Annotated in this window: 19 protein-coding genes; 13 read left to right on the top strand and 6 right to left on the bottom strand. The window is 62.2% G+C overall.

Features of this window, described 5'->3' with window-relative positions; translation table 11 throughout:
• Positions 1-202 precede the first annotated feature (202 nt).
• From FB460_RS10740 to FB460_RS10715, 6 genes are all read left to right on the top strand, one after another.
• Positions 203-748 (top strand): TrmH family RNA methyltransferase, encoded by a 546-nt coding sequence (locus tag FB460_RS10740; protein ID WP_246044395.1) that lies wholly within the window; start codon positions 203-205, stop codon positions 746-748.
• A 112-nt stretch (positions 749-860) separates the two neighbouring features.
• The gene (locus FB460_RS10735; protein WP_142094111.1) at positions 861-1,592 is read left to right on the top strand and encodes a GntR family transcriptional regulator; all 732 of its coding nucleotides are present in this window, start codon (positions 861-863) and stop codon (positions 1,590-1,592) included.
• 43 nt (positions 1,593-1,635) lie between these two features.
• Positions 1,636-2,301 (top strand): hypothetical protein, encoded by a 666-nt coding sequence (locus FB460_RS10730; protein ID WP_142094110.1) that lies wholly within the window; start codon positions 1,636-1,638, stop codon positions 2,299-2,301.
• A gap of 34 nt (positions 2,302-2,335) precedes the next feature.
• Entirely contained in the window at positions 2,336-3,361 is a 1,026-nt protein-coding gene (gene fbaA, locus FB460_RS10725) for a class II fructose-bisphosphate aldolase (RefSeq protein WP_142094109.1), read from the top strand.
• Between the two features lie 242 nt (positions 3,362-3,603).
• Positions 3,604-4,365 carry a hypothetical protein gene (locus FB460_RS10720; protein ID WP_142094108.1) on the top strand — a complete coding sequence of 254 codons (762 nt, stop codon included), beginning with the start codon at positions 3,604-3,606 and terminating at the stop codon, positions 4,363-4,365.
• A gap of 64 nt (positions 4,366-4,429) precedes the next feature.
• Positions 4,430-5,404, top strand: coding sequence for a zinc-binding dehydrogenase (locus FB460_RS10715; RefSeq protein ID WP_142094107.1), 975 nt, complete (start codon positions 4,430-4,432; stop codon positions 5,402-5,404).
• 180 nt (positions 5,405-5,584) lie between these two features.
• On the opposite strand, the gene FB460_RS10710 is transcribed toward FB460_RS10715, so the two are convergent.
• The 3 genes from FB460_RS10710 to FB460_RS10700 form a co-directional block, all read right to left on the bottom strand.
• The gene (locus FB460_RS10710; RefSeq protein ID WP_142094106.1) at positions 5,585-6,391 is read right to left on the bottom strand and encodes an ATP-grasp fold amidoligase family protein; all 807 of its coding nucleotides are present in this window, start codon (positions 6,389-6,391) and stop codon (positions 5,585-5,587) included.
• Between the two features lie 241 nt (positions 6,392-6,632).
• Complete coding sequence (locus FB460_RS10705; protein ID WP_281281847.1) at positions 6,633-7,352, bottom strand: DUF6270 domain-containing protein; 720 nt, start codon at positions 7,350-7,352, stop codon at positions 6,633-6,635.
• A gap of 417 nt (positions 7,353-7,769) precedes the next feature.
• A complete protein-coding gene (locus FB460_RS10700) occupies positions 7,770-8,183 on the bottom strand; it encodes a DUF6270 domain-containing protein (protein ID WP_142094104.1) in 414 nt (137 codons plus the stop codon).
• Between the two features lie 152 nt (positions 8,184-8,335).
• Between FB460_RS10700 and FB460_RS10695 the strand changes: the two genes are divergently transcribed.
• Positions 8,336-8,803: a DUF3151 domain-containing protein gene (locus FB460_RS10695; RefSeq protein WP_246044367.1), complete on the top strand. Its 468-nt coding sequence runs from the start codon at positions 8,336-8,338 to the stop codon at positions 8,801-8,803.
• A gap of 4 nt (positions 8,804-8,807) precedes the next feature.
• Here FB460_RS10695 and FB460_RS10690 read toward each other — a convergent pair whose 3' ends face one another.
• The 3 genes from FB460_RS10690 to FB460_RS10680 are packed head-to-tail and all read right to left on the bottom strand — an operon-like array spanning position 8,808 to position 14,325.
• Positions 8,808-11,708, bottom strand: coding sequence for a polysaccharide pyruvyl transferase family protein (locus tag FB460_RS10690; protein ID WP_142094103.1), 2,901 nt, complete (start codon positions 11,706-11,708; stop codon positions 8,808-8,810).
• 38 nt (positions 11,709-11,746) lie between these two features.
• Complete coding sequence (locus tag FB460_RS10685; RefSeq protein WP_142094102.1) at positions 11,747-13,813, bottom strand: CgeB family protein; 2,067 nt, start codon at positions 13,811-13,813, stop codon at positions 11,747-11,749.
• The gene (locus tag FB460_RS10680; RefSeq protein ID WP_142094101.1) at positions 13,810-14,325 is read right to left on the bottom strand and encodes a hypothetical protein; all 516 of its coding nucleotides are present in this window, start codon (positions 14,323-14,325) and stop codon (positions 13,810-13,812) included. The genes FB460_RS10685 and FB460_RS10680 overlap by 4 nt, the downstream gene beginning before the upstream one ends.
• A gap of 244 nt (positions 14,326-14,569) precedes the next feature.
• Here FB460_RS10680 and FB460_RS10675 point away from each other — a divergent pair, with 244 nt between their 5' ends.
• The 6 genes from FB460_RS10675 (at position 14,570) to FB460_RS10650 (ending at position 24,521) form a co-directional block, all read left to right on the top strand.
• On the top strand, positions 14,570-16,459 hold the full coding sequence (locus tag FB460_RS10675) for an FAD-dependent oxidoreductase (RefSeq protein WP_211345947.1): 1,890 nt from the start codon (positions 14,570-14,572) through the stop codon (positions 16,457-16,459).
• Positions 16,460-16,504: 45 nt separating this feature from the next.
• Entirely contained in the window at positions 16,505-17,788 is a 1,284-nt protein-coding gene (locus FB460_RS10670; protein ID WP_142094099.1) for an adenylosuccinate synthase, read from the top strand.
• A 21-nt stretch (positions 17,789-17,809) separates the two neighbouring features.
• Complete coding sequence (gene purD, locus FB460_RS10665; protein ID WP_142094098.1) at positions 17,810-19,075, top strand: phosphoribosylamine--glycine ligase; 1,266 nt, start codon at positions 17,810-17,812, stop codon at positions 19,073-19,075.
• On the top strand, positions 19,072-20,505 hold the full coding sequence (gene purB, locus FB460_RS10660) for an adenylosuccinate lyase (RefSeq protein WP_142094097.1): 1,434 nt from the start codon (positions 19,072-19,074) through the stop codon (positions 20,503-20,505). The genes purD and purB overlap by 4 nt, the downstream gene beginning before the upstream one ends.
• Before the next feature lie 66 nt (positions 20,506-20,571).
• Positions 20,572-21,801, top strand: coding sequence for a phosphoribosylaminoimidazolesuccinocarboxamide synthase (locus FB460_RS10655; protein WP_246044366.1), 1,230 nt, complete (start codon positions 20,572-20,574; stop codon positions 21,799-21,801).
• Between the two features lie 2 nt (positions 21,802-21,803).
• A complete protein-coding gene (locus FB460_RS10650) occupies positions 21,804-24,521 on the top strand; it encodes a glycosyltransferase (RefSeq protein WP_170210056.1) in 2,718 nt (905 codons plus the stop codon).
• Positions 24,522-24,568 lie beyond the last annotated feature (47 nt).

The following is a 24,568-nucleotide window of genomic DNA, read 5'->3' as shown; positions in this document are numbered from 1 at the left end:
GCGTTCAACCTGTGGGTCGCGGAGCAGGGGAGCGGGGGTGCCGGGCTAATCTGCAGGGGTGTCTGAGACCTCAGTATCCGGAACCCCAGTGCCCGGAGCGCAAGAATCCGAAGCCCCAGAGTCCGAAGTCCCAGAGTCCGAAGTCCCAGAACCACAGGTCGGTGTTGGTCCGCATCCCGAGCCGTGGCCACAGGATCCGTGTCTGGACCCGGAGCTTTTGGCGCAGGGGGATCGGCGCAACGTGGTTGATGAGTTCCGCTACTGGAGTGTCGAGGCGATCGTCGCCGAGCTCGACACGCGGCGTCGGCCCCTCCGTATCGCGATCGAGAACTGGGAACACGATTTCAACATCGGGTCCATGGTGCGCACGGCTAATGCGTTCAACGTCTCCGGTGTCCACATCATCGGGCGGCGGCGTTGGAATCGGCGCGGCGCCATGGTCACCGACAGGTACCTCAGCGTCCATCACCATCCAGATGCCAGCGATTTTCTGGCCTTCCTCGCAGGGGTCGGGTCGACGCCGATCGCCGTGGACAACGTGCCCGGTTCGGTCCCCCTGGAATCGGCGACGCTGCCGCGTGCGTCCTGTCTTGTGTTCGGTTCGGAGGGGCCGGGGTTGAGCCCGGAGATCCTCGACGCCGCCGAGCGCATCGTGGCGATCACCCAGCATGGGTCGACGAGGTCGATCAACGCCGGTGCTGCGGCGGCGATCGCGATGTACCACTGGGGGCTGCAGCACCCGGCGTGATGCCCCTGCCGCCGGTGGGGGTCACCGGCCGTGCCGCCCGGCGGCGGCCCCTGATCAGCGCGAATGCCTCTGGTGGATACTGGTCCGGGGTCAATACCAGTCAGGAGTCGTCATGGAGACCTATCGCGGAAGGATCGCCGCCACGACCAAGCGCGCCCAGGTTCGCGAGTTGCTGGAACAGATGATCCACAGCCAACTGCACCCCGGTGATGCCATCCCTTCCGAGCGGCGTCTGGTGGAGCAGTTCGGGGTCTCCCGGGTGACAGTGCGGTTGGCGATCGCCGATCTGGTCGAGGCCGGACAGCTGGAGCGCGTGCACGGCAAGGGCACGTACGTGACCGGCCCCAAGATCAACACCCAGCTCCATCTCATGTCCTTCTCCCGTGAGATGCGTGCCCGTGGCCTCGAACCGCAGACGAAGGTCCTGGACGCCGAGGAGGTTCGCGTGGATGCCGAGACCGCCGCCAGGCTGCATCTGCGGACGGGCGCGCCGGTGGTCCGCGTCGAGCGACTGAGACTGGCCGATGGAGCCCCGATGGCCCTGGAGGTGGGGCACTACCCGTCGGAGATGTTCCCCGGGCTGCTCGAGCAGGACCTCAACTCCCTCTACGACGTGTTCGCGAATCGCTACAACGTGTGGGTCACCTCGGCCCAGCAGACCGTGCGGGCCGAATCGGCCGATGTGCGTCAGGCGAGTGTTCTGGGCGTCGCCCGTCGCGCACCGCTGCTGGTGCAGGAGCGCGTCACCTGGGCGGGGGAGCAGGTCATGGAGTTGGCCGCCTCCCACTACCGTGCTGATCGTTACCGGTTGAAGATGGATCTGACGCTTACCGGTGCCGGTTGATGATTGATCTGGTTCACGACCACCGGTGTTCTAGGGTGGGCGCGTGAATACCTACCCGGTCCATTTCGAGTACGAGAAGGCTCAGGCGCATGTGACCGATCGTCGCCGTGCGCTCGTGTTCGGTCCGGGGTACCCGTGGACGTTCGATCTGGTCTCAGTGGGCTTCACCGTGTTGCTGGCTGGGACGGCGCTGTTGTTGGGGCGCACGGTCTTTCGTGGCTGGGTGGGCGCGGCGGGTTACAGCGTCACGGTCATCCTGTGGGCGGTGGTGCTGCTGAACGTGGTCGTCGGCGCGGTGTGCGCAGTCGTGCGTGGGATCAGGTATCGGCGGGCCAAGGCGGAGGCCGGCATGGTCAAGCCGGGGTTGGCGATGATCTTCGGCCCCGACGGAATCCAGACCGAGCAGCAGTTCGTTGCCTGGGAGCAGGTCCGTGAGGTTCGCGTCGACAAGCGAGGTTTCGGTTGGGGGTGGCACCTGGTGGTCGACGCCGACGCCGGCGAGGTCATCCGTTTCCCGCTCGATGCACTCGACGCCAGCCCCGCCACATTGGATCTGGTGGTGCGCGCCGAGACGGTCAATCGGCTGGGCATCGACCTGCGGCCCATCGACCGTGACGTCACGAGGGGCTCTGGGGCGGTGGCCCCCTCACCGGACCCGCAGCAACCGGCGGGGCCCTCGTCGGCGTCGGCGCATGCAATGACAGACTGAGACCGACACACTCCACCAAGAGAGAGGTGCAGCAATGCCCATCGCCACTCCTGATGTCTATGCCGAGATGCTGGACCGGGCCAAGAACAAGTCCTTCGCCTACCCCGCGATCAACGTGAGCTCCTCGCAGACGCTTCACGCTGCGCTCCAGGGCTTCGCCGAAGCCGAGTCGGACGGCATCATCCAGGTGTCGACCGGTGGCTCGCAGTACCTTTCCGGGCCCACGGTCAAGGACATGGTCACCGGTGCCACGGCCTTCGCCGAGTATGCCCGGGTGGTCGCCGAGAAGTACCCGGTGAACATCGCCCTGCACACCGACCACTGCCCCAAGGACAAGCTGGACGGCTTTGTGCGTCCGCTGCTCGCGATCTCCGAGGAGCGCGTCAAGAACGGGCAGGATCCGCTGTTCCAGTCGCACATGTGGGACGGATCGGCCACCGAGCTGACCGAGAACCTGCAGATCGCCCAGGAGCTCCTCGAGCGCTGCGTGAAGGCCAAGATCGTCCTCGAGGTCGAGATCGGTGTCGTCGGTGGTGAGGAGGACGGCGTCGTCGGTGAGATGAACGAGAAGCTGTACTCCACCCCGGAGGACGCCATCGCCACCGCAAAGGCCCTCGGCACCGGTGAGAAGGGCTATTACATGACGGCTCTGACCTTCGGCAACGTGCACGGTGTCTACAAGCCCGGCCATGTGAAGCTGCGCCCCGAGGTGCTCAAGGAGGCCCAGGCCGCGGTGTCGAAGGAGCTCGGCACCAAGACCGACAAGCCGTTCCACCTCGTGTTCCACGGTGGCTCGGGCTCGTCGGCCCAGGAGATCTCCGACGCCGTTGATTACGGCGTGGTGAAGATGAACGTCGACACCGACACGCAGTACGCGTTCACCCGCCCGGTGGCGGAGCACATGCTCCGCAACTACGACGGTGTGCTGAAGATCGATGGTGAGGTCGGCAACAAGAAGATGTACGACCCGCGCGCGTGGGGCAAGGCCGCTGAGGCCGGCATGGCTGCCCGTGTCGTCCAGGCCTGCCAGGAGCTGCGTTCGGCCGGCACCAAGATGTGATCATCGGTTGATCTGATCGACTCGCACGAGCGGCGCATCCTTCGGGGTGCGCCGCTTTGTCGTGGGCTGCGACGAACGCCTTGGCTCTACTCTAAAAATTTTAGAGTAGAGCTGGAGTGGTGCGAAGAAGCCTGTGGTGGTGGGGTTTGCAGGCTTTCTACTCTCAAGTGAGGTGTTGAGAGTAGCTTTCGAGTACTCATCGCATTGGTGTGAACGCTTGCGTATCGGAGTGGAGGAGGCCGATGAGCCAGCATGAACCACGACCGGTCGGATCATTCCAAGGTGTCGACGCCACTTGGGCCTGGGCTTTCGTGCGCCGTCTGGAGGAACGTGGGGCATCCAGTTCGGAGGTGAACCGAGCCGTGGGCGACCTGCATGATGCCCATGCGAGGTCTGCCATGGCCCGCGAGCGGGGTTTGCATGCGGCCTTCGGGGATCCGGTCGTGCTCGCCGATCAGTGGACGCTCGGGCAGCGAGGTGACTCCGATGAGGAGTTCTTGAACATGTCCGGGTTCGCTCTGGGCAGGGAGATCGGCATGCCGGTCTATGTGGCGGCGATCGTGTGGATCGCCGTCATGGTGGTGGCCTGTTTTGCGTCGATCATGGCCGGGATCATGTACGCCGATGGTGGATCCGGTGTGCACATGACCTCGGGCTTCCTTCTGGGGGTGCTGGCCCCGCTCGCCGTGGTTCTGGGGTGCACGCTGCTTCCCATGAGGCTCCTGCTCAATCACCTGATTGCGCTCATGTTCGTCCTCACCGTGGTGCTGGTCGTTCTGATCGTGGTCGCAGTGATGTGGCAGGTGCCCTTGGTGTGGATTCCCCGCGTGTTCCTGGTAGGGGCAGCCGTGGTGTTGACGGTGGCGTCGGTCGTGGGGCTGCGGGTCGAAGCCGGGCGAGCCGAACGCAAGGGGGATGAGCCGATCGCGAAACATATGCGCGAGATCTCCTGGCTTGCTGTGCTCCTGGGCCCGGTGGCGGGGGCGTTGTCCTACTTCGGATGAGGCCGGTGTTCTGGGAGACTGTGGCATCAGTGGGCACTGAGCCCGGGAGACGGGAGGTTTCATCATGAAGGCATGGGCCGCATCGGGTTTCGATGCTGACGATCCGGTTTCACAGCTCGACCTCATCCACGTGGATGACCGCGCTCCTGTCGAGGGCTGGGTGCGGGTGAGGACGCGCATGGCGTCCCTGAATCATCATGACCTGTGGTCGCTGCGAGGCGTGGGTCTGCGTGAGGAGCAGCTCCCCATGGTGCTCGGCACGGACGTGGCGGGCGTCACCGATGATGGTGACGAGGTGATCGTGCACGCGGTGATCCCTTCCCCCGACTGGTCGGGTGAGGAGACGCTCGACCCGAAGCGGACGCTGTTGTCCGAGAAGTACCCCGGCACATTGGCCGAATACGTGTACGTTCCCAAGCGGAATCTGGTGCCCAAGCCGGAGGGCATGTCGTGGGCGACGGCGGCGAGCCTGCCGACCGCATGGTTGACGGCCTACAAGATGCTGTTCTCCAGCGCAGGCGTCCAGCCCGGTGACACGGTTCTGGTGCAGGGCGCGGGTGGCGGCGTCGCCACAGCAGCGGTGCAACTGGCTGCCGCGACGGGGATCCGGGCTTTCGTGACGAGTCGGTCGGAGGAACGAGGCCAACGTGCCGTCGATCTGGGCGCAGCCGATGCCTTCGAGACCGGTGAACGTCTGCCGGTGAAGGTCGACGCGGTGCTCGACACCGTGGGCGAGGCCACGTGGTCGCATTCGCTCAAGTCCCTGCGCCCCGGTGGCACGCTCGTGCTGACCGGGACCACCTCTGGAGCGAATCCGCCCAAGGGTGAGCTGCAGCGTCTCTTCTTCCAGCAGCTCCGTGTGATCGGTAGCACGATGGGGTCGGTCGCCCAGCTCCATCAAGTGACCGACCTCGTGATGCACCAACACATTGAACCGACGATCGACCAGACCTTCGCGTTCGCCGACGCCAAGGACGCCTTCGCACGACTTGAATCGGGACACGCCTTCGGCAAGGTGTTGGTGGAGGCAGAGGGGTAGGTCAGCGAACGGGCCTGTTCATCACGGTCGTTCGAACGTTGACGCGTGGTACGGCTGTAGCGGCACAGCTCCGTTGAGCGGTGCCCCTGTGAGGCTAAAGGCCCGTGTGTGAGGTTTGAAGGGGCGTTTCTTCCTCGAGGTGCCATAGCCTCGTTCTGGTTCGAGTCTTTCGTGCGGACACTAACGGTGAAGTTTTCGATATGCGGAGAACTCTTTGCCGGCCACAAGGTCGCGCTCTACACGCACTTGAGCATTGATGTAGTAACTACCCAACTTTTGGTCCCACCTCCGTGTAAACTCCCAGAGGCCTCCGGGGCGGGGCGTGAACTCGTTCAGGTATGGTTCGCTCCCGCGCAGGAAGTCGATTCGGATAAATGGGGCAGGAATCTCCCGGCTGATCCTTTGGGCTAAATCCATCATCCCGTCAGGGACCCCTGAGCCCTCGAAGAAACTGCTGTCGAAAACTCCAGTCGTGTGTTCGAGGTTTCCGTCGCCGTCATACCAGCATCGCCGTACTTCGGGCTCTCGGATCGTCTCCAAGACCAACGGAATGGCCCCATAGAATCCGTAGAACTTGAAGTCGTGCGGGATCCCGCCTGTTTCTGGGTCGGTCACCAACCCTTCGACTATCCAAGCGTCTTTGACTTTGTTGGACGTGATGCGTTCACGTAGTACTTGGAGCATCTCTTCGATGGGCATGGCGCGGTTCGTTGTGAGCTCGGTGGCCTCGTCATCGATGATCTTAAACACATTCTTGGACAAGACGCCGACCTTGGGCTTGAGGACACAGGCTGAATTGAGCGGAACTTGCTCAAGGGGAACATTTTCTGCCAAAACCTCGGGGCGCTTGACGCCGAGGGAGTCAGCGAAGCGATAAGTGGTAATCTTGTCGTCGAGCGTATAAACAACTGATGGTCCAACTGCATAAGAAGCTCTGGAATGCATGGCCAGAAGATGGTCGAATGACGGGACGTGTTTGGTGGCCACGGGAACTCGCTCTCTACGAGAAAATTAGATCCAGTCTTGTCCGGCGGGTGTTGCCAGAGCAGGGATATTGTGTGGCAGGCTGCAGATGTGCGGATTGGTGGAGTTTGGGGCCTCTTGTTTATGGGGCTGCATATTCAGAAATCTTTATCGGCGCAATCTTTCAGTTCTGATCTTGGGTTCCCTTCGCGGAGGCAGGCCCCAGCGGCTGTGGAGAGGTAACGTTTAGGCTTGGCTTTGGCGGTCAACAGGATGCCGCTTTTTCTCGGACCTGTTCACTTATCCAGTCATATGCGGGGGCCGTGTAGTGCCAAGGGGCGGCTCCCCACTGATGATCCTCGTCTGCCACAGCAAGCTCTGGCGGCATCCTCCGAACCTCGATCCCCAGTTCCTGGAGTGTATGCGCATATCCCGCAAGGAGGCTGCTTATGGCTTCAACATCGTAGCGTTGGAATTTATGCATCGGTCGCCCGGTCGATGTGACATTTGCCAATGGCGTGCTGATGACTATGGTTCGGGATAGTAGGTCGTGCCCGTTCAGGGAATCTGCAAGATGAAATGCGGCACGGTGGAACAAATTCTGATGCTGCGGTGTTCCTTCGCGGATGTGAGGTGGTGCAGGCTTGAGGGGAGAGAGGGCTGATGATTTGATCAACTCGTTGGAGCGGGTGATGTACGTCCTGTCGGGCATCTTCAGAACGCCGAGTCTCTCGACGAGAAGGTCCATGGCGAATACGTCCGCATCAGCGCTGAATCGACTGATCTTGGTATAAAGATCGCCCTTGATATCGCCGTCAACGCACCTTTTCTGAAAGGCTGATCCAAGCTTGGGATCCGGCAGTCCAGAAGTAGGGCCACTCATTGCGCTAATAAGTGACTGGCGAGCAACGTAGCACAGCAGTGAGAAATCGCCCTTCAGACGCTGGTGGTAGGTGTCGCCCATCAAGCATCCACCGAAGAGCATTAGGCCAGCCACGATATGTACCCCCATGTGCACCAAGAGCAGGATTGTGGCAGGTTAGCACTCGAAGGTGGCCATGGCGACTCGCCGGGAAGGGCCTGCGTGGCTTGGGTTAAGAAGCGCAGGCGTCGTCTGCCCCTGGCTGCTGTGATATTTTTGCCGATTCTAATTTTCGTGCGCTCATGCCTCTGATGCGGCCTGGGTGTGGCGACGGCTGTGTCGACCATCTTGTAGGTTCAGCCTCAAGCTGAGGTGGCTGTCATGACGGAGGTGTGTACGTGTCAGCTTCAAGGGAAGGCGGAGACGCGCCCGGTACTCGGCGTGTGTTTGTGTACGGCAGCGGCTTGGCGCGTCGCGTCGTCGATGGGCACATGGCAGGCAGGGCGGAGATGTTGGACTTCGTAGTCAGACAGTCGCTTATCAGTTCCTATGCTCCAGCCAACGGAATTTTGGAGAAGCTTCCTCGATTTCGGGTATCCGCAAGCGCGAGGAACGTGCGGGGGGCTTCATGGAATGGAACTCCACGGACAGGGTCGCGATGCTTTTGTCGGGCCATGCCCACAGGTGGAACCGTTCATCGATCGGGTCATAGATCAATGCATCGGGGTCGCTCTGGATCAGACGCGTCACGCCTTGCTTGGTGAGGTCGAACTCGACCATGCGCCGTTGGAACGATGAGGTGATCGTGTGGGTCGGAAAGATCTGTGGCGGTGCTGCAGAGCACAGGCTCGCCAGCGAGGAGCGCGCGATGTACTGGCCAAGTTCGAAGGTGGGGTCGCTCTTGCCGGGAAATGCATCTCGAGTGACGCAGCTGCCGAGGATGGATATTTTCACGATGATCCTTGCGATGCGGGGCTCTGTGCACGATCTGCGTCATTCTACTTGTGCAGCAGTCCCGGGAATATCAGGGTATGGGATGTCATGAGACGGCTTGGTGGTCAGACTGGTACGGCGCAGAGTCGCAGCCTGCCGCTACAGTTGTGGGCGTGAATCAGGAACCTCGCGAGAATCTGCTGTCGACACACGGTACGACGCCCGAAACGCTGCTGCCTCAAGATCCTGCCGCCCTTGACATTGCAGAGCATGGACGCGACCGGTTCGTCGCGATCGTGAAGGCGCACCCGTCGTCGAGTCTGTGTTGGGCGCTGCTGGCGGAGGGCGCTTTGACGATGAAGAAGGTGGACGCGGACCTCAATGCATATGCGTATGCCCGAACAGGCTACCACCGCGGGCTGGATTCTCTTCGACGAGCAGGTTGGAAGGGGGCGGGCCCGATCCCTTGGTCGCATGTTCCCAACCGTGGATTTCTACGGTGCGTGTGGGCACTGGCTGTTGCAGCCAATCGGATCGGAGAGGCTGCCGAGGCGCAGCGTTGCGCGCAACTGCTGCGGGACTCCTCGGAAGAAGCGTACGAGCGGTTGTCTGCGGATAACCCCTTGGGGGAGAGCAGCTGATGCATTAGGGCTGGGAAGCTTGACGGATGGGATGGACATACCGGTCGGTGACTTGTCCGATTGAGGCTATGAGCAGCTCTTTATCGGTGGCGTGGCCGGGCGTAGTCGCCTCAATGAGGAGCTCAGCCGTGCTGGCTGTCTCCCAAGACCGAGCCCTGAACGCATCATCAACCACACGGAGCCCGAACCTCAAGTCCGTGGATTCACCACGATGGAGGTACTTGAGCTCAATCTCTTCTGCAGTCTCGACGAGGTCGATGCGGTAGGCGAATGATCCGATTTCCAGTTCGAGGAAGATCTTTCCTCGTGCCATCTCGTTTGCGTAGGGGTTCTTGATCCGAAGCGCCAACTGGAGTGGTTTCGGGGTCTTGAAGCGCACCTTAGCGGTATGGCCGACATACATCCCGGCTTCCGGCTGGGTCACCCCAACCAACCCGACCGAGAGATGCTGGGTTCCGAAGCGGAATGGCCCCTTCGGCTTGGGCTTGACGCCCCCGAGCCCGACAGAGGAGGGCTGGACTTCAGTGAAGAAGGCTGAGGGGGCGACGGCAGGCTTGGCTGCGGTCTTGGCAGGGGTGGCATTGGCCACAGCTTCGTCGTCGGCTGGTACCTCATAGACCGCTTCGACCGGTTCCATGTCAGCGATCGCGCTGACAGCGATGTCCAGTGAGGCAAGCGCAGCGTTTTCCAAGTCGCGAACTGCCGCTGTGTTGGCTTCGGAGAGTCCGCTGTTCATGCTGGCAGTGAGTGCTCTTGCGATGTCTTCGGAGGAGGCGGTCAACGGGAGGCCAGCATCACTACGCCCGACCTCCGCAAAGTGTCGGGTCACTTTGGGGTCATAGCACAAGCCAACCGCGGGTCGGCCGGACCGGTGTGCCAAGAGCGCTGCGTGAAGTCGCATACACAGGATGGTCGAGCAGTGTTCGAGTGCCCCCAGGTAGTTCTCCAAGGACAAGTTGCCGCTGGGCGCAAAGTGCACGTGCTTGACTGAGAGGGGGAGGTGCTTGAACACGGACTGGATCGCTGCCTCATCCATACGCTTGCCACCCTGCATGGGCAGACCGATGACGGCAAGCTTCTGCCCTCGTTGTTCCAAGTCAGCTGCAACCTGGGAGAGAGCTGTGGCTGCCGCCTCGGCGACGTCGTCCATGTTGGCAGCTGCCCACGGGCGCAGGTTGAGGCCGATGATTGTGTAACCCTCATCCTTCAACTCTTCGACCTCGCGAGGAATCACGTGGGAAATCCTGTTCAGATCCACGGCGTACACAGTGTCCGGTCCGACGTGGATGTTGGCATCAGAGCCCAGGATCTCGGTGAGCATGTCCCCGGATTCGGGGTCTCGCACGAAGATTGAATCCGCTTGTGACGCGAGGTATCGAACCGCTTTGCGTGCGAGCGGGTCATCAAGGGGCCCCACTCCCATGCCCACCACGTGGAACGGAACATCGATGACACGGCCCATCAGGGGAAGAATGCCGAACCCGGCGATGGAGATCGTGCCTCCGTTGAACATCGCTGACAGGCCGCCGCCCCGTTCGAAGGTGTAGTCGTGCCAAAGACCGCCGCCTCCGAGAACCACGGCGGAGGCCTGCCGAACCTGGTATCCGGTGACCCTGTGGGCTTTACGTTCGAAAGCTTGGAGGCCATGTGTCGCTTCCACCAAAGTGGGATTCTCCGAGGCGACATGGACTTGGATGGCTTCGTCGGCACTCTGAAGTCGAGAGCTGATCGACCGAAGGATGGCTTCGTCCCCCAAGTTCCGTGCTCCGTAGAACCCGGAGACGATGACCTTCTTGGCTCGTGGGTAAGACTTGCCCAAGATCTCGCGTACGTCGGCGACTCGCTTTTGGTCGAGTTGGCTGGCATTGGGGATGTCCATCGTGCGGATCTGCCTGAAAAGATCCATCCAGCGGTGCTCATACAGGTGGTCATTGACTATCCGTTTGAACCCGTTGACGGAAATCCGTTCCAGCTCGTCGGGGTTTGCTAGGAGATGGGTAATCTGGTGAGCCAAATCTTCGGAGTCGTCGTACCCGATGATCTCCTCGCCGTACTCGAAGAACCGAGCCATCTCGTCAAACCGTCCAGTGGCCACCAGCCGACCTTGGCCAGCCGACTCGAATACGCCGCACTTGATGTTCACGAAACCAGCGCGAGTCAGCGGGAAGTTCACGTGGATACGTCCCCCGCGGAGCGCTTGGACCATCTCCGTTCCGGATACTGTCTCGGAGTTGGGGATCTCCCAGCCACGACCGTAGGTCTTGACGTCGAAGTCCTTCGCAAGAGCCGTCATCATCGAGTTCCGGTCGGGCCGGTTGGTGGCGTGGCCGAGGCAGATCACGTCCGCGTCGAATTTCCCGGTCTCTGGAACGCTTTGCGTGACGAAACCCCGGTCGATTCCGAACGGGAAATACACAGTGTTGTTCAGTCCGGCTTCCTGATACATGTCCAACGCAATCTCTGCATTGGTGGTGTGTATGTCGAAGACGTGCTGGTGCTCCTTGATTGACGGGAAGACATCAGGGTCGCTGAGGGTGATACCGACTAGCACGATGCCGCGTTCCTTGAGGCGCTGCGCGTCCTCTTCCGTGAAGGTCATGCCGCCGGCGCAGCACACGATCATCTGGGGCTCGAACCGGTCGAGCACCGGACGGAGGCTTTCGAACTGCACGTATACTGGGCCCATGCCGCCTTGCCGCTTGAGCGGATTGCTACGGTACTTGTGCTTTCGGGCGTCCAGTTCCAGTACGTGATGTCCTAGGTTCCGCAGCGATCGCGACAACGAAGCGACGATGTCCGTCGGGCCGTTGACAGAGGTGCCCAAGAAAAGAATGCGCCAATGAAAACCTTGGTCGAAGATCTTGCCCTCGAGATCGTGGCGAAGCTCGGCGATCTCCTCGTTCATGCTACTCCTCGTGCTGACGTCTGACGTGCGCCTGAATCCTATGGTTGAAGTGAGGCAAGCAGTTCGCCCATGTGTTTCTCTGCAGAGTATCGGTCCAGCGCTGCGGCGCGGGCGGCGTCGCGGAACGGCTCTAGGTCGGGATTGTCTCGTGCCAAACGACGGAGTTTCAACTGCGCCTCGCGGGGGTCATTGAACACGAGACAGTTTACCCCGGACTGGAGATCTGCCGGTATCACGCATGTGCGAGGGATCAGGACGATATTTCGGGCGGCAAGGCTGACCCCTAGCAGCCGGTGGGGCAAGTTTCCTGCTCGTGACGGATCCGGGAGCGTGCACGTAATCATGCCTCCCAGGGCTGCGGCAAGCCGTTCCATGGCGGCAGGAAATTCAGAGATGCGGTCAGTGGTGTAGTGAAGGATGTCGGTTTCGGGGGCCCAGTCCCACAGCTTCGGGAACGAACGCACGTGGCGCTCTGTTTCAGACAGGACGCAGATGGCGTGCTCGCCCTCAGCGCGGCCATCTGTTGCGGCAAGCATCTCGGCGTCGAACAGGTCAGGCAGATACGACAGGTTAGTGAATCCTCGTGTGATCCAGTGGGCGACCTGATCGAGCTGTGGGCTGGTGATGCGATGGCATCGGGCGGCGATCCGGGTGGCAGGGGTGACGACATTGTTGAGCATGGCGCCATGCCAGACGCACGGGCGCGCGCTTGGGGGCGGGGGCAGGTACTCGTTGGAACATAGGAACAACACGTCCGCGCGGTCTCCTGCCGCTTCATCCACGAGGCTCCACGTCAACTCGCCGCGTAGCTCCCCCAGGTGGTCGGTCTTCAGCCTGGTTTCATTCGAAGCCAGGTCGAGGCGCGTGACCGTATGGCCGAGCGCACGGAGGCTTCTCTCCGTGATCCTCGCCAAGGAAAAGGGTTCACGCCACCGTTCTCCCGCGATGACGATGCGAAGGCGGCGTTGCGTGTCCGGAGAGATTCGCATGGTGGAGCGATCAGCTGCCTTGACGGTTTCAGCGGAGGTGTTTATTGCGGAATCTCCGTCGAACTGTTCGTAGAACGTTGTTCGCTCTTCTGCGGAGAGTTGGCGCCATGTTTCGGGGTCTTGGGCCAGGTGCTCGAGCATCAGCGCACGCGCGGACGCAGAGAACGTTGAGCGAAAACGGCTGTGGACCGCTTCGGAGAGGGCACGTAGATCGGTGTCGTTTAGGATTGCTTTGATCGTGCGTTGCAGTGCGTCGGGATCAGGTACGCGGGTGACCTCCGGAAATGGATGCCGGTGGCTTGGTGGGATCGTCTCCAAGCTCACGACAGGAAGGCCCATCGCTGCGCACTGTATGACGCGGCTGGGCAGCTCGAATGTTCCGAGTGCGTCAAGTCCCTCGAACCATGTGGGGCGGTTGGCGTGGTCGGAGAATCGTTGGGGGATGTTGATGGCAATCCGTGAGGTTGCAGCCATCTCCTCCAGCTCGCGGTGCGAGTCGAGGAGGCCTCCCGAGAGATGGAAGTGGTCGTCGGGGACATCGCCGTGGACTCGGAGGTTCACTCCGAGGCTGCTCAAGAGGAAGTACCGCTCTCGACGAACGCTGTTCCCGACATTGCCCAAGAAGACCGCGTCCGTTTCGGGTTCTTTCGAGCCGTACACACGGGCGAACTGATCCTGCCCCGTCCAGAATGGAAAGTTCAGGCCCGTGGGGCGGCCGTGGTTGGATTCGTAGAATTTCAGGATCCGTTCAGAGCCACAGTGCAGAACGAAATCGTAGAAGTCCAGCGTGGGCGCATAGCTGAGCTTCCACAAGACTGGATCGTCGGAGAACCAAGCAAGGACAAGACAATCGTTGGGAATTCTCCCCCGTAGCAATTGAATGAGTTGGGGAGGGAGGGCGGCAGGGCGGAAAACCAAGATGAGGTCGGGCTCGAACTCGGCAACGGACGTGATGGCGAGACTGACTGTCAGCTGGTCTTCGGTGCTTTCGATGTAGGTAAAGCCCCCAGTCAGCTTGCCTGTCACTTGCACGTCATGGCCACGAGCACGCAACGCTGACGCCAGAGAGTGCACGACGTGCATCTCTTGAATTCCGTCAAATAATGTCACCTTCATGAGCAGTGCCGATCCCGTCCGAGCAGAACCTCTCCGAGGTGGTATGGCTCGCTTCCCACGTGGAAAACCTTGACTTCGGGAGGAAGCGTCTGGGGTGTGTCCAGCGGTTCCGGGATAACGACTTGGCCCAACGCGGCGATCAACGATTCGAAAGCCTTGGCATTGTTGTTAGGGTTCGTCCACAAGCCCATTGTTTCAACGTTGGAAGCCTGCAACGTGCCAATCAGCGAACTTAAATCCCTGTCGAGGGTCTTGCCGGTTGCCAAGCGTTTGAACCAGCTGGGCCGCGTGGGAAGCGTGATCAACTCGATGGCCAAGCACCTCGGGCGAAGAAACCTGGGCGCAATTTTGATGTCGCGAGGGGTTATGTGGATGAGGTGGGCGCGGTTCTGGATGGAGTCGGCGAGCCGCTGAGATCCGATGTAGAAGATGTCCCCGGGGAAGCCAGTGCCGTACGGAGTTACTGGCAAGGACGAGGCGAGAGCGGCAAGCTTGGTTGTGAAAGTGCCCACACCCAACCCCTTTCGTCGACATGGCCCCAACGGTGCCTGACCATATTCGCGCCGTGCCGATAGCGTCCCAAGTCTGAGCCAAGAGCAGCTGCGCGACCTATCACGAAGTACGGTATCGCAAGTTCTCCGAGGCTCGCCGTGTCGTTGTCGCTGTCGCGGGGTGGCCTCTCAATCGCTGAAGGCTGGGTCGAAGTCGTCCCGAGTGGGTATGCTCCTGCCGTTGCCGTTCGAAGGGGTAGTCGCCGTGGCGCAGGACAACCGGAACCAGCTGTCGACCTATCAGAGTGGTTGGCCGTGGGCACGTGAACGTTTCGGGCGGTTTGAGATCGGGCACGAAGCGGAGGGGGGCCCGATCACTGATGAGCTCCGGGCGATCTGGAACAAGATGCCCGATGAGGCCGAGCGTGCTGCAGACATTGTAGTGGTGGGAGGTGGCCTGTCTGGCGTCGCCGCCGCTGTTGCCTCTGCGCGTCGTGGTTTGCAGGTTGTTCTGGTTGAAGAAACCCACATGGTGGGAGGGCAGGCAACTGCTGCCGGGGTGTCGTCTTTTGATGTCACCACATTCTATGATCGCATGATCAACGATCATGGAATTTGGGGAGAGTACGTCAGCAGGTTGCTGGACCTGTATGAAGGGGAATTGTCACGTCCTCTCAATGTCACGCACTACCGGGATGATTCCATCGGCCCCAATGTTTCAGGAGCTGAGCGCGTGTTGACTGAGATGCTCAGGGAGTCCGGGGTCGTGACGCTGCGCAACACTCAGGTGACCGGTGTTATCAGGAACGGGGCAACAGTGGGCGGCGTCAAGACGCAAGCTGGCCCCATCACGGCGAAAGTTACGATCGATGCGACCGAGACAGGGGAACTGCTCTCTCTCGGGGGAGTTCCGCATCGAATCGGCCGGTTGGAGTCAGATGGTTTGATGACTTGGCCGCGAGCAGTAGCATTTGCGCCAATCCAGGACATCACGCGGACTTTGGTAGTGCGTGAGTATCCCGACGGTGTGCCGGATGAGCTGGTGCTGAAGGAGCCTCCGCGCGGCTACGGGCGAACGTCGTTGTCATTCGCGCGCGCAATGCCGAAGTTGGGTGTCCCGTTGGTCGATCCCATGCTGAGGCTGGGGCCATTGGGGTTTGCCGCCTATCGAGCGGCTCCGGACCTTAGTCGTCGTCAAGTGCACACTGGGGCCGAGTGGCAGCGCGTGACTCGCACGTGCCTCAACTACATGAACGACTTCCCCGTCACTACTGCGTACCTCACTAGCCCTGAAGAGCGCCAAGAGGCGGACGCGATGGCGTTCGAGAAAACCCTTTGTGTCCTCTTTTACATGCAGCAAGAGTTGGGCTTGAATTGGTCGGTTGCAACGGACGAGGGGTTTGCGGATGGTCCGCGGTCGTTCAATCCTCATATCGATGAGAAGTATCGTGAGTTTGAGCGGCACAGCCCGTTGATTCCGTATATTCGTGAGTCTAGGCGCGTTATAGGGGCCGGCACGTTGGTTGGGAAGGAAATCTGGCGCGACCGTAACCATGGAGAGGCGCCTTGGCACAAGGACACCATTGCGGTAGGGACCTATCCGCCGGACCTTCACGGGGGGAGGCAGGCCGGCGACTTGGAAAAAGAGACGCTTGGCGAGACGTTGGAGGATAAGCCGAAGTCGTGGAGAGAGGGGCCGTTCTCCATTCCGATGCATTCGCTCATACCGAAGTGGGTGGATGGTTTTCTTGTGGCAGAGAAAAACATCTCTGTGAGTCGCATTGCATCTGGGGCTATTCGCCTCCATCCCACAGTGACTGCGATTGGCGAAGCGGCAGGGGTTTTAGCGGCAATTGCTGTCAAGACCAACCGTAGCTCGCGCGAGGTGCTGCCAGTTGAAGTTCAGCTAGAATTGGCTAATGGTGGTGCATTGATTACGCAGCTCGCTGTTGCTTCAATTGGTCGTGACAGTGAGGACTTTGCTCCCGTTACGCTGGCACTGGCGCGAGAGCGAGTGGATTCGCAAATAAGGCGACCGGCGAATGCTGAGCCGGAAATCGAGGTGGACATTGAGTGTGCCCGTGATGTTGGGGGAAAGATGTCAGCGTATCTGCACTCACGCTGGGAGAATTTCGGGTGGAAGCGGAAAGGCTGAGTGGCGGTCACTCAAGCGGTTTGTGAAGGTTTCGGAAGGGGAGCAATGCCCAGCATCATCGTGATGGGAGCCCAGTGGGGCGACGAGGGAAAGGGCAAGGCGACCGACCAGCTCGGTGACCGCGTCGACTACGTCGTGCGGTACTCGGGCGGCAACAACGCCGGTCACACCCTTGTGGTCGGCGGCGAGAAGTACGCCATGCACCTGCTGCCCTCCGGCGTCCTCAACCCCGGCGCCACGCCAGTCATCGGCAACGGCGTCGTCGTCGACCCCGAGGTGCTGTTCGAGGAGATCGATACGCTCGCCAGCCGTGGCGTGCCCATCGAGAAACTCAAGATCTCGGCCAACGCCCACATCATCGCTCCGTACCACCGGACGATCGACAAGGTCACCGAGCGCTTCCTCGGCAAGCGCCGCATTGGAACCACCGGTCGCGGCGTCGGTCCTGCCTATGCCGACAAGGTGAACCGCATCGGTCTGCGGATGCAGGATCTGTTCGACGAATCGATCCTGCGCCAGAAGGTCGAGAGCGCGCTCGATCAGAAGAATCACCTGTTGGTGAAGGTCTACAACCGTCGCGCCATGGACATCGAGCGCACCGCCGATGAGCTTTTGGGCTACACCGAACGGTTGCGTCCCATGGTCACCGACACCACGCGTCTGCTCAACGACGCGCTCGACCGCGACGAGGTCGTGCTGTTCGAGGGTGCCCAGGCGCATCACCTCGATGTCGACCACGGCACCTACCCGTACGTGACGTCCTCCAACCCCACTGCCGGCGGAGCCTGCACCGGCACCGGGGTCGGACCCACGCGGATCGACCGCGTCGTCGGCATCGCCAAGGCCTACACCACGCGCGTGGGGGAGGGGCCCTTCCCCACCGAGCTCCACGATGAGGCCGGCGAGAAGCTGCGTTCTGACGGCGGCGAGTTCGGAGCCACGACCGGGCGTCCGCGTCGCTGTGGTTGGTTCGACGCCCCCCTCGTCGAGGCTGCTGCCACGGCCAACGGTTTCACCGACATCTTCTTGACCAAGCTCGACATCCTCTCGGGGTGGGAGACCATCCCGGTGTGCGTCGCCTACGACGTCCGCGGCAAACGCGTGGACGAGATGCCGGTCAACCAGTCCGATTTCCACGCCGCGACGCCGATCTACGAAGAGCTTCCCGGGTGGAAGGAAGACATCTCCGGCTGCCGCGAATTCGGTGACCTGCCACAGGCTGCGCAAGACTATGTGAAGCGTCTCGAGGAGCTCTGCGGCTCGCGTATCTCCGGCATCGGAGTCGGGCCGAGCCGCGAACAATCCATCATGATCCACGACCTGCTCTGAAGCTCGGAAAGGGAAGACCCAATGAAGGTACTCGTCATCGGCTCCGGAGGCCGCGAACACGCACTGACGCACTTCATCTCGCGTGACCCCGTCGTCACCGAGGTGCACGCGGCACCCGGCAACCCCGGGATGGAGCTGAATGCCGACATCCACCCGCTCGATGACATCACCGACGCCGACGCGATCATCGCGCTCGCCAAGGAATTCGCCATCGACCTGGTCGTGATCGGCCCCGAGGCCCCGCTCGTCGCCGGCGTCGCAGACCGCGTCCGTGAGGCCGGCTTCGCCTGCTTCGGCCCGTCGGAGGCGGCTTCCCAGCTCGAGGGTTCCAAGGCCTTCGCCAAGGACGTCATGGCTGCTGCCGGTGTCCCCACCGCCGAATCGCGTACCTGCCGCACCCTCGACGAGGTCGAGGCCGCCATGGAGGAGTTCGGCGCCCCCTACGTCATCAAGGAGGACGGGCTCGCCAACGGCAAGGGCGTCCTGGTCACCAAGGACAAGTCCGCCGCACTGGAGCACGCCAAGGGACGCGAGACGGTCGTGGTCGAGGAGTTCCTCGACGGCCCCGAGGTGTCGCTGTTCGTCGTCACCGACGGCACCCGCGCCGTGGCCTTCCCCCCGGCGCAGGACTACAAGCGTGTCGGCGACGGCGACACCGGCCCCAACACCGGCGGGATGGGCGCGTACACCCCGTTGCCGTGGGCTCCCGACGACCTCGTCGAGACCGTGACCGACACGATCGTGACGCCCACGCTCGAGGAGATGAAGAAGCGCGACGCCGAGTTCCAGGGCCTGCTCTACGTAGGCCTTGCGCTCACCGCCAAGGGGCCCAAGGTCATCGAGTTCAACGCACGCTTCGGCGACCCCGAGACGCAGGCCGTTTTGACGCTGAACGCCACTCCGTTGGCACAGTTGCTCCACGCCGCCGCGAACGGTGACCTCTCCGAGTACCGGGAACTCGAGCAGTACCCGGGAGCCGCCGTGGCAGTGGTCATGGCCGCCAACGGGTATCCCGAGGAGCCGACGACCGGTTCGCGGATCGCGGAGAACCAGTTCTCCTCCGGATCGGTGAAGATCTTCCACTGCGGCACCGCCCGTGATGAGGAAGAGCGCTTGATCTCCGCATCGGGTCGCGTCATGTGCGCCGTCGGGCGCGGTGGCAGCCTGAAGTTCTCGCGCAACATGGTCTACGCGACGCTGCGCTCGTTCTGGCTCACCGACCTGTTCTGGCGTCACGACATCGCCGAGAACGCCGTCCTCGGCCAGGTCGAGGTGCCGCGCTCGTGACCACCCCCGACGTTCTCGCCACCCGTTACGCCTCGGCCGAGATGGCCGAGATCTGGTCTCCCGAATACAAGATCATCGCCGAACGCCAGCTCTGGTTGGCCGTCCTGCGCGCCCAGCGTGACTTGGGCGTCGACTTCGCCGGTGCCGACGTGGACGCGATGCTCGCCGATTACGAGCGCGTGATCGACCAGGTGGATCTCGATTCGATCGCCGAACGTGAACGCATCACCAAGCACGACGTGAAGGCGCGTATCGAGGAGTTCAATGCCCTCGCGGGCCACGAACAGGTCCACAAGGGCATGACCAGTCGGGATCTGACCGAGAACGTCGAGCTGCTGCAGCAGCGTCGTGGCCTGGAACTCGTCCGGGACCGTGTGGTGGCCGCCCTGGCAGCGCTCACGCGGATCGCCGCCACCTATGCCGAGACTCCGATGGCGGGCCGTTCACACAACGTGGCGGCGCAGATCACGACGCTCGGCAAGCGCTTCGCCACCGCCACCGATGAACTGCTGGTCGCCTACGAGCGTGTCAACGAACTGCTCGAGCGTCTCCCGTTGCGGGGCATCAAGGGGCCGGTGGGAACCGGGCAGGACATGCTCGACCTTTTCGACGGCGACGCGGGCAAGCTCGCCGAGATGGAGCGCCGCGTCGCCGATCATCTCGGCTTCGAGCGGGTCCTGACCTCCACCGGACAGGTGTATCCACGGTCGGTCGATTTCGACGTCGTCACCGCCCTCGCGCAGGTGGCGGCGGCCCCCAGCAATGTCGCGACCTCGATCCGACTCATGGCCGGCCACGAACTCGTCACCGAAGGGTTCAAGCCCGGCCAGGTGGGGTCGAGTGCCATGCCGCACAAGATGAACACGCGCTCGTGTGAACGGGTCAACGGCATGTCGGTGATCCTGCGCGGCTTCGTGTCGATGGTCGGCGAACTGGCCGGAGACCAGTGGAATGAAGGTGACGTCTCGTGTTCGGTGGTGCGCCGCGTCGCCCTTCCGGGTGCGTTCCATGCCATCGATGGGCTGTTCGAGACGTTCCTCACGGTGCTCGCCGACTTCGGCGCGTTCGAGGCCGTCATCGACGCCGAACTCCAGCGCTATCTGCCGTTCCTCAGCACCACCAAGGTGTTGATGGCTGCGGTGCGCGCCGGAGTGGGGCGTGAGACCGCCCATGAGGCCATCAAGGAGCACGCGGTGGCCGTCGCCCTCGAGATGCGGGAGACCGGAAAGGCTGAGAATGACCTGTTCGATCGCCTCGGCCAGGACGAACGCCTGGGGCTTTCCCGGGACGCCCTGGCGGCCCTGGTGACCGAGCCGCTGGACATGGCCGGCGCGGCCCCGGCACAGATTTCGAGTGTTGCCCAGCGAGTCGAGGACATTGCGGCGCAGCATCCACGAGCCGCCGCGTACACACCCGGTTCGGTGCTCTGACCGACTCCCGGAAGCTGATTCAGCAGATACCCGGTGCGGAACGAATCCGGATGCGATAATCGCCCGGTGAGCAGTATCGAACCGGTCTACGCTGAAACCTTGGGTCTGCCATTGGTCCATGCAGGGAGGACCCACGAACTGTATGAGGCTCCCGGACGGGACGCCCATCTCATGGTGGCCATTGACCGGTTGCCCCTCGGCGGTCACATCCTGACCCCTGAGATTCCTGACAAAGGAATCATCCTGAGCCAGATGTCTCTGTGGTGGTTCGATCGGCTCGGCGTCGACAACCACGTGATCTCCACCGACGTTCCAGACGCCGTGGCGGGGCGAGCGGTGATTGTCGAGAAGCTCACGATGTTCCCAGTGGTGTGCGTGGCGTGCGGTTACCTGACCGGCCAGGGATGGATGGAGTATCAGCAGACCGGTCACGTCTGCGGTGTTCCACTTCCCGAAGGACTGCGTGAGGGCAGCCGTCTGGACACGCCCATCTTCACACCGGTCATCAAGGCCGGACGGGGCGAAGACGACGAGTACGTGGATTTTTCCGCGATATCCGAACTGGTGGGGCCCGACATCGCCCACCGGCTCCGCGACCTGACGTTGGACCTCTACCGTCGCGCTGAAGGGATCGCTCGGGAGCGTGGTGTCATCATCGCCGATGCCGAGTTCGAGTTCGGTCAGCGTTCAGATGGGACCATCGTTCTCGCAGGTGAGGCCCTGACCCCCGATTCTTCACGGTTCTGGGATGCCGAGACGTGGCCGCAGAACCTTGTGCCGTGGGGCGTGGAGTACGTGCGTGATTGGCTGGTCAATGATTCAGGATGGGACCAGGCTGGCGATATGGCGGTTCCCGAGTTGCCGGTCGAGGTCGTCACCGTGACTCGCCAGCGCTACTGCGCTGCTTACACCAGGCTGACCGGTCGGCTTTGCGATGGTGATCCCGCGCAGCCTGAGAAACCGAAGGATCCGGACATCGCCCAGGTCGAGGCCCCTCGGCCCGACGACCTCCGGGGAGGAATCGTCCGGGCTCTTCGGCAGCAGGCTGCGGTTGAGACCGAGCTGCGCGAGGCGTACGACCGGGAGGAACGACTCCTTCGGGAGATCGAGCAACACGACGACGAGCTTTCCCAGTACGTCTGGCAGCTCCAGACCTCGCTCGCCGAGCGGGACCGCCAGCTGACTGATCTGAGACGGCGCTACGACAATCTGGCCTCATCGAAGATGGGGCGGATCCAGCGTGCGTGGTGGAACCTGCGGTCGCGTACCCGTGGGGCGAAGCCAGGGAAGGAATGACAATGGGATTCCAACGCATGCCCCTTGCTGCGCGACGACAGCAGCTCGCGCAGGCACGAGCCCGAGCCGAGGAGCGTCGCCTTCTGCTTGCGGACACAGACTCCTACACGGACTCCGATCTGTTCGAACAACTGGTGAGGGAGGGCCGCAATCCCTTTCCTGCGGCCTCAGGCGCGGAATATGAGCAGATGCTGGCGACTGATGCCCTTCCCGATCAGGCCGACGCCATCGACGAACTCATCGCGGATCTTCCCGACCACCTGGGCAGCAGGCTGCTGCGTCCCCACCCGGTACGCATCGGCATCATCGCCGATCAGTTCCTCTACTCGTCGCTCGAAGGCCTCGCCGACCTCGTTCCGTTGACTCCCGGAAACTGGCGCGACCACGTGGATGACGTGGACCTGTTCATGATCACCTCGGCGTGGCGTGGCCTCAACCAGGAGTGGTTCGGGCTCTCGCGTGGATCATGGGTCCGGCGATTGGTGATGGATGAGATGGTGCCCGTGTTCCGTGACGCCGGGGTGCCGATCGTCTACTACTCCAAGGAGGACCCGCCGAACTTCGACGTGTTCCTGCCTCTGGCAACCGTGGCCGATCACGTCTACACAACGGCAGACACCAAACTCAAGGACTACCGCAGCAAGTGCGCGGGGGCCGAGTCGTTCGGCGTCATGAGTTTCGGCGTCAACCCTTTCCACCACAACCCCGTGGGCTCGCGGCGTCGTCGGCTCGACCGGATCATGTTCGCCGGCTCGTGGCACCGTCACAAGTACCAGCTGCGACGCAAGGCCGGTACCGCGATCTTCCAAGGGATCCTCGACGCCGACCGTGAGCTGATCATCTTCGATCGGAACTTCGATCTCGGCATGGCGAAATACGCATTCCCGCACATGCTGATGCCGCACATCGCACCCTCGATCAGCCATGAGCGGCTCCTGAAGCTGCAGCGGATCACCGACATCAGCGTGAACCTCAACTCGGTGGTCGGTTCGATGACCATGTACGCCAACCGTGTGGTGGAACTGCAGGCCATGGGGGCCTACGTCATCTCGAACTACAACGCTGGCGTCAACGATCGGTTCCCGACGGTGTTCATGGCCGAATCGGCCATCGACGTGGCCCACCAGTTGCAGACGCTCGACCCCGAACGCATGTATCGGGCGCAGATGGCGGGGCTCCGCACGGTGTTCTCGGCCCACACCGCACATCGACATCTGGGCGCGATGCTCGACGCGATCGGGTTGCCCACCGCTTCGTTGGCCCCACGCGTCGCCGTCACCGGTCCCGAGGCTGCTGCCCGAGAATTCTGTGAACGCCAGTCGCTGCCCGGACTGGAGGTGCTGGCGCAGGACCAGTTGAGTGCTGCGGCCGAGACCGCCGACGTGGTGATTCCGGTCTCCGAGGGCGTGGAGTACGGGCTTCACCACGCCGAGGACCTGCTCAACGGCTTCGTCTACACCGACAGTGATTTCATCACCAAGAGCACCTCGCTGATCGACGGCGAGATCGGCTCGGCCACCGAGCATGACCGGGTGAGTGAGGCTCGCCCCGAGCTGAGTGCGATCTGGGTAGACAGCCCCTCCTTCGGGGCGTACATCCGAGACGGGGTCGTGAACGGTCTCGGTTACGCCATCGACCCCTTCGAGTTCGCTCTCGCCGGTTCTGGGGATCTCACCCTCCCGAGCCGTGAACCGGATTTCGAGGACGCCGAGACCGCGCAGCCGCGTGCCACGGACGCTCGGCTTTCGGTGATCGTGCCGGTCTACAACAACGGGCGATACCTGAGGGACAAGTGCTTCAGCTCCCTGCGACGCAGCTCGATCTTCTCGGATATGGAGATCCTGCTCGTGGACGATGGCTCGACCGACCCGGAAACGGTGGATCTTCTCGCGCGGTTGAGCAGGGGAACCGACCGCGTCCGATGGCTGCGGAACGCACCGGGGGGATCCGGCAGTGCGTCGCGGCCGCGGAACCAGGGGCTGGCGGCGGCCAGCGCCGAATATGTCACGTACCTCGACCCCGACAACGAAGCCGTCAACGACGGGTTCGCGCGCCTGTTCGAGATGATCACCGAATCAGGCGTGGATTTCGCGATCGGTGACATGAGCAAGCGCAAGGGCATGCCCAAACACGTCGCCAATGCCAAGATGCTCAAGAAGTACCTCGTGGACAACGAGGACGGAACCCACTCGCCGACGCCCACGAGCCTGGCCGACATCCGGTTCACACCGATGAGCATCCAGGCCCTCGTCGCGAACACCGAGTGGCTGCGGAGCCTCGGCCTGACCCAACCCGTCGGCGCCGTGGGGCAGGACTCCTATTTCTTCCAGCAGATGCTCTATTACGCACGCCGTATCCAGATCCTCCCGATCGTGATCCATGTGTACTACGCGGCGGTCTCCACCTCGACGGTCAACACCATCAGCCCCAACTTCTTCCGCAAATACCTGCCGCTGGAGAAGAGCCGCTCGGCATGGTTGCGTGAGGTGGGCCTGATGGACGAATACGTGGAAACTCGTTACGAGGCGTTCCTGAAGGGGTGGCACCTGCCGAGACTCAAGCAGGTGCTGCCCGAGGACTATGACGAAGCGGTGTCGTTGTTGCAACAGATCAACGACATGTACGACTTCACGGAGTGGACCGATGAGGAGCTCAGAACGATCTTCGGAGGCAGGGAAGACGATGCCGTGACACCGGGAGAGACCGTTTCCGCAGGCTGACCCGGGCGCGGTGGAAACAGAACAGGCGTCGGGCTTGGGGCTAGAGT

The sequence above is a fragment of the Propioniferax innocua genome (assembly GCF_006716235.1).
Taxonomy (GTDB): Bacteria; Actinomycetota; Actinomycetes; order Propionibacteriales; family Propionibacteriaceae; genus Propioniferax; species Propioniferax innocua.
Note: the sequence above shows the minus strand (reverse complement) of the source record. Positions and strands in the feature narration are given on the sequence as shown.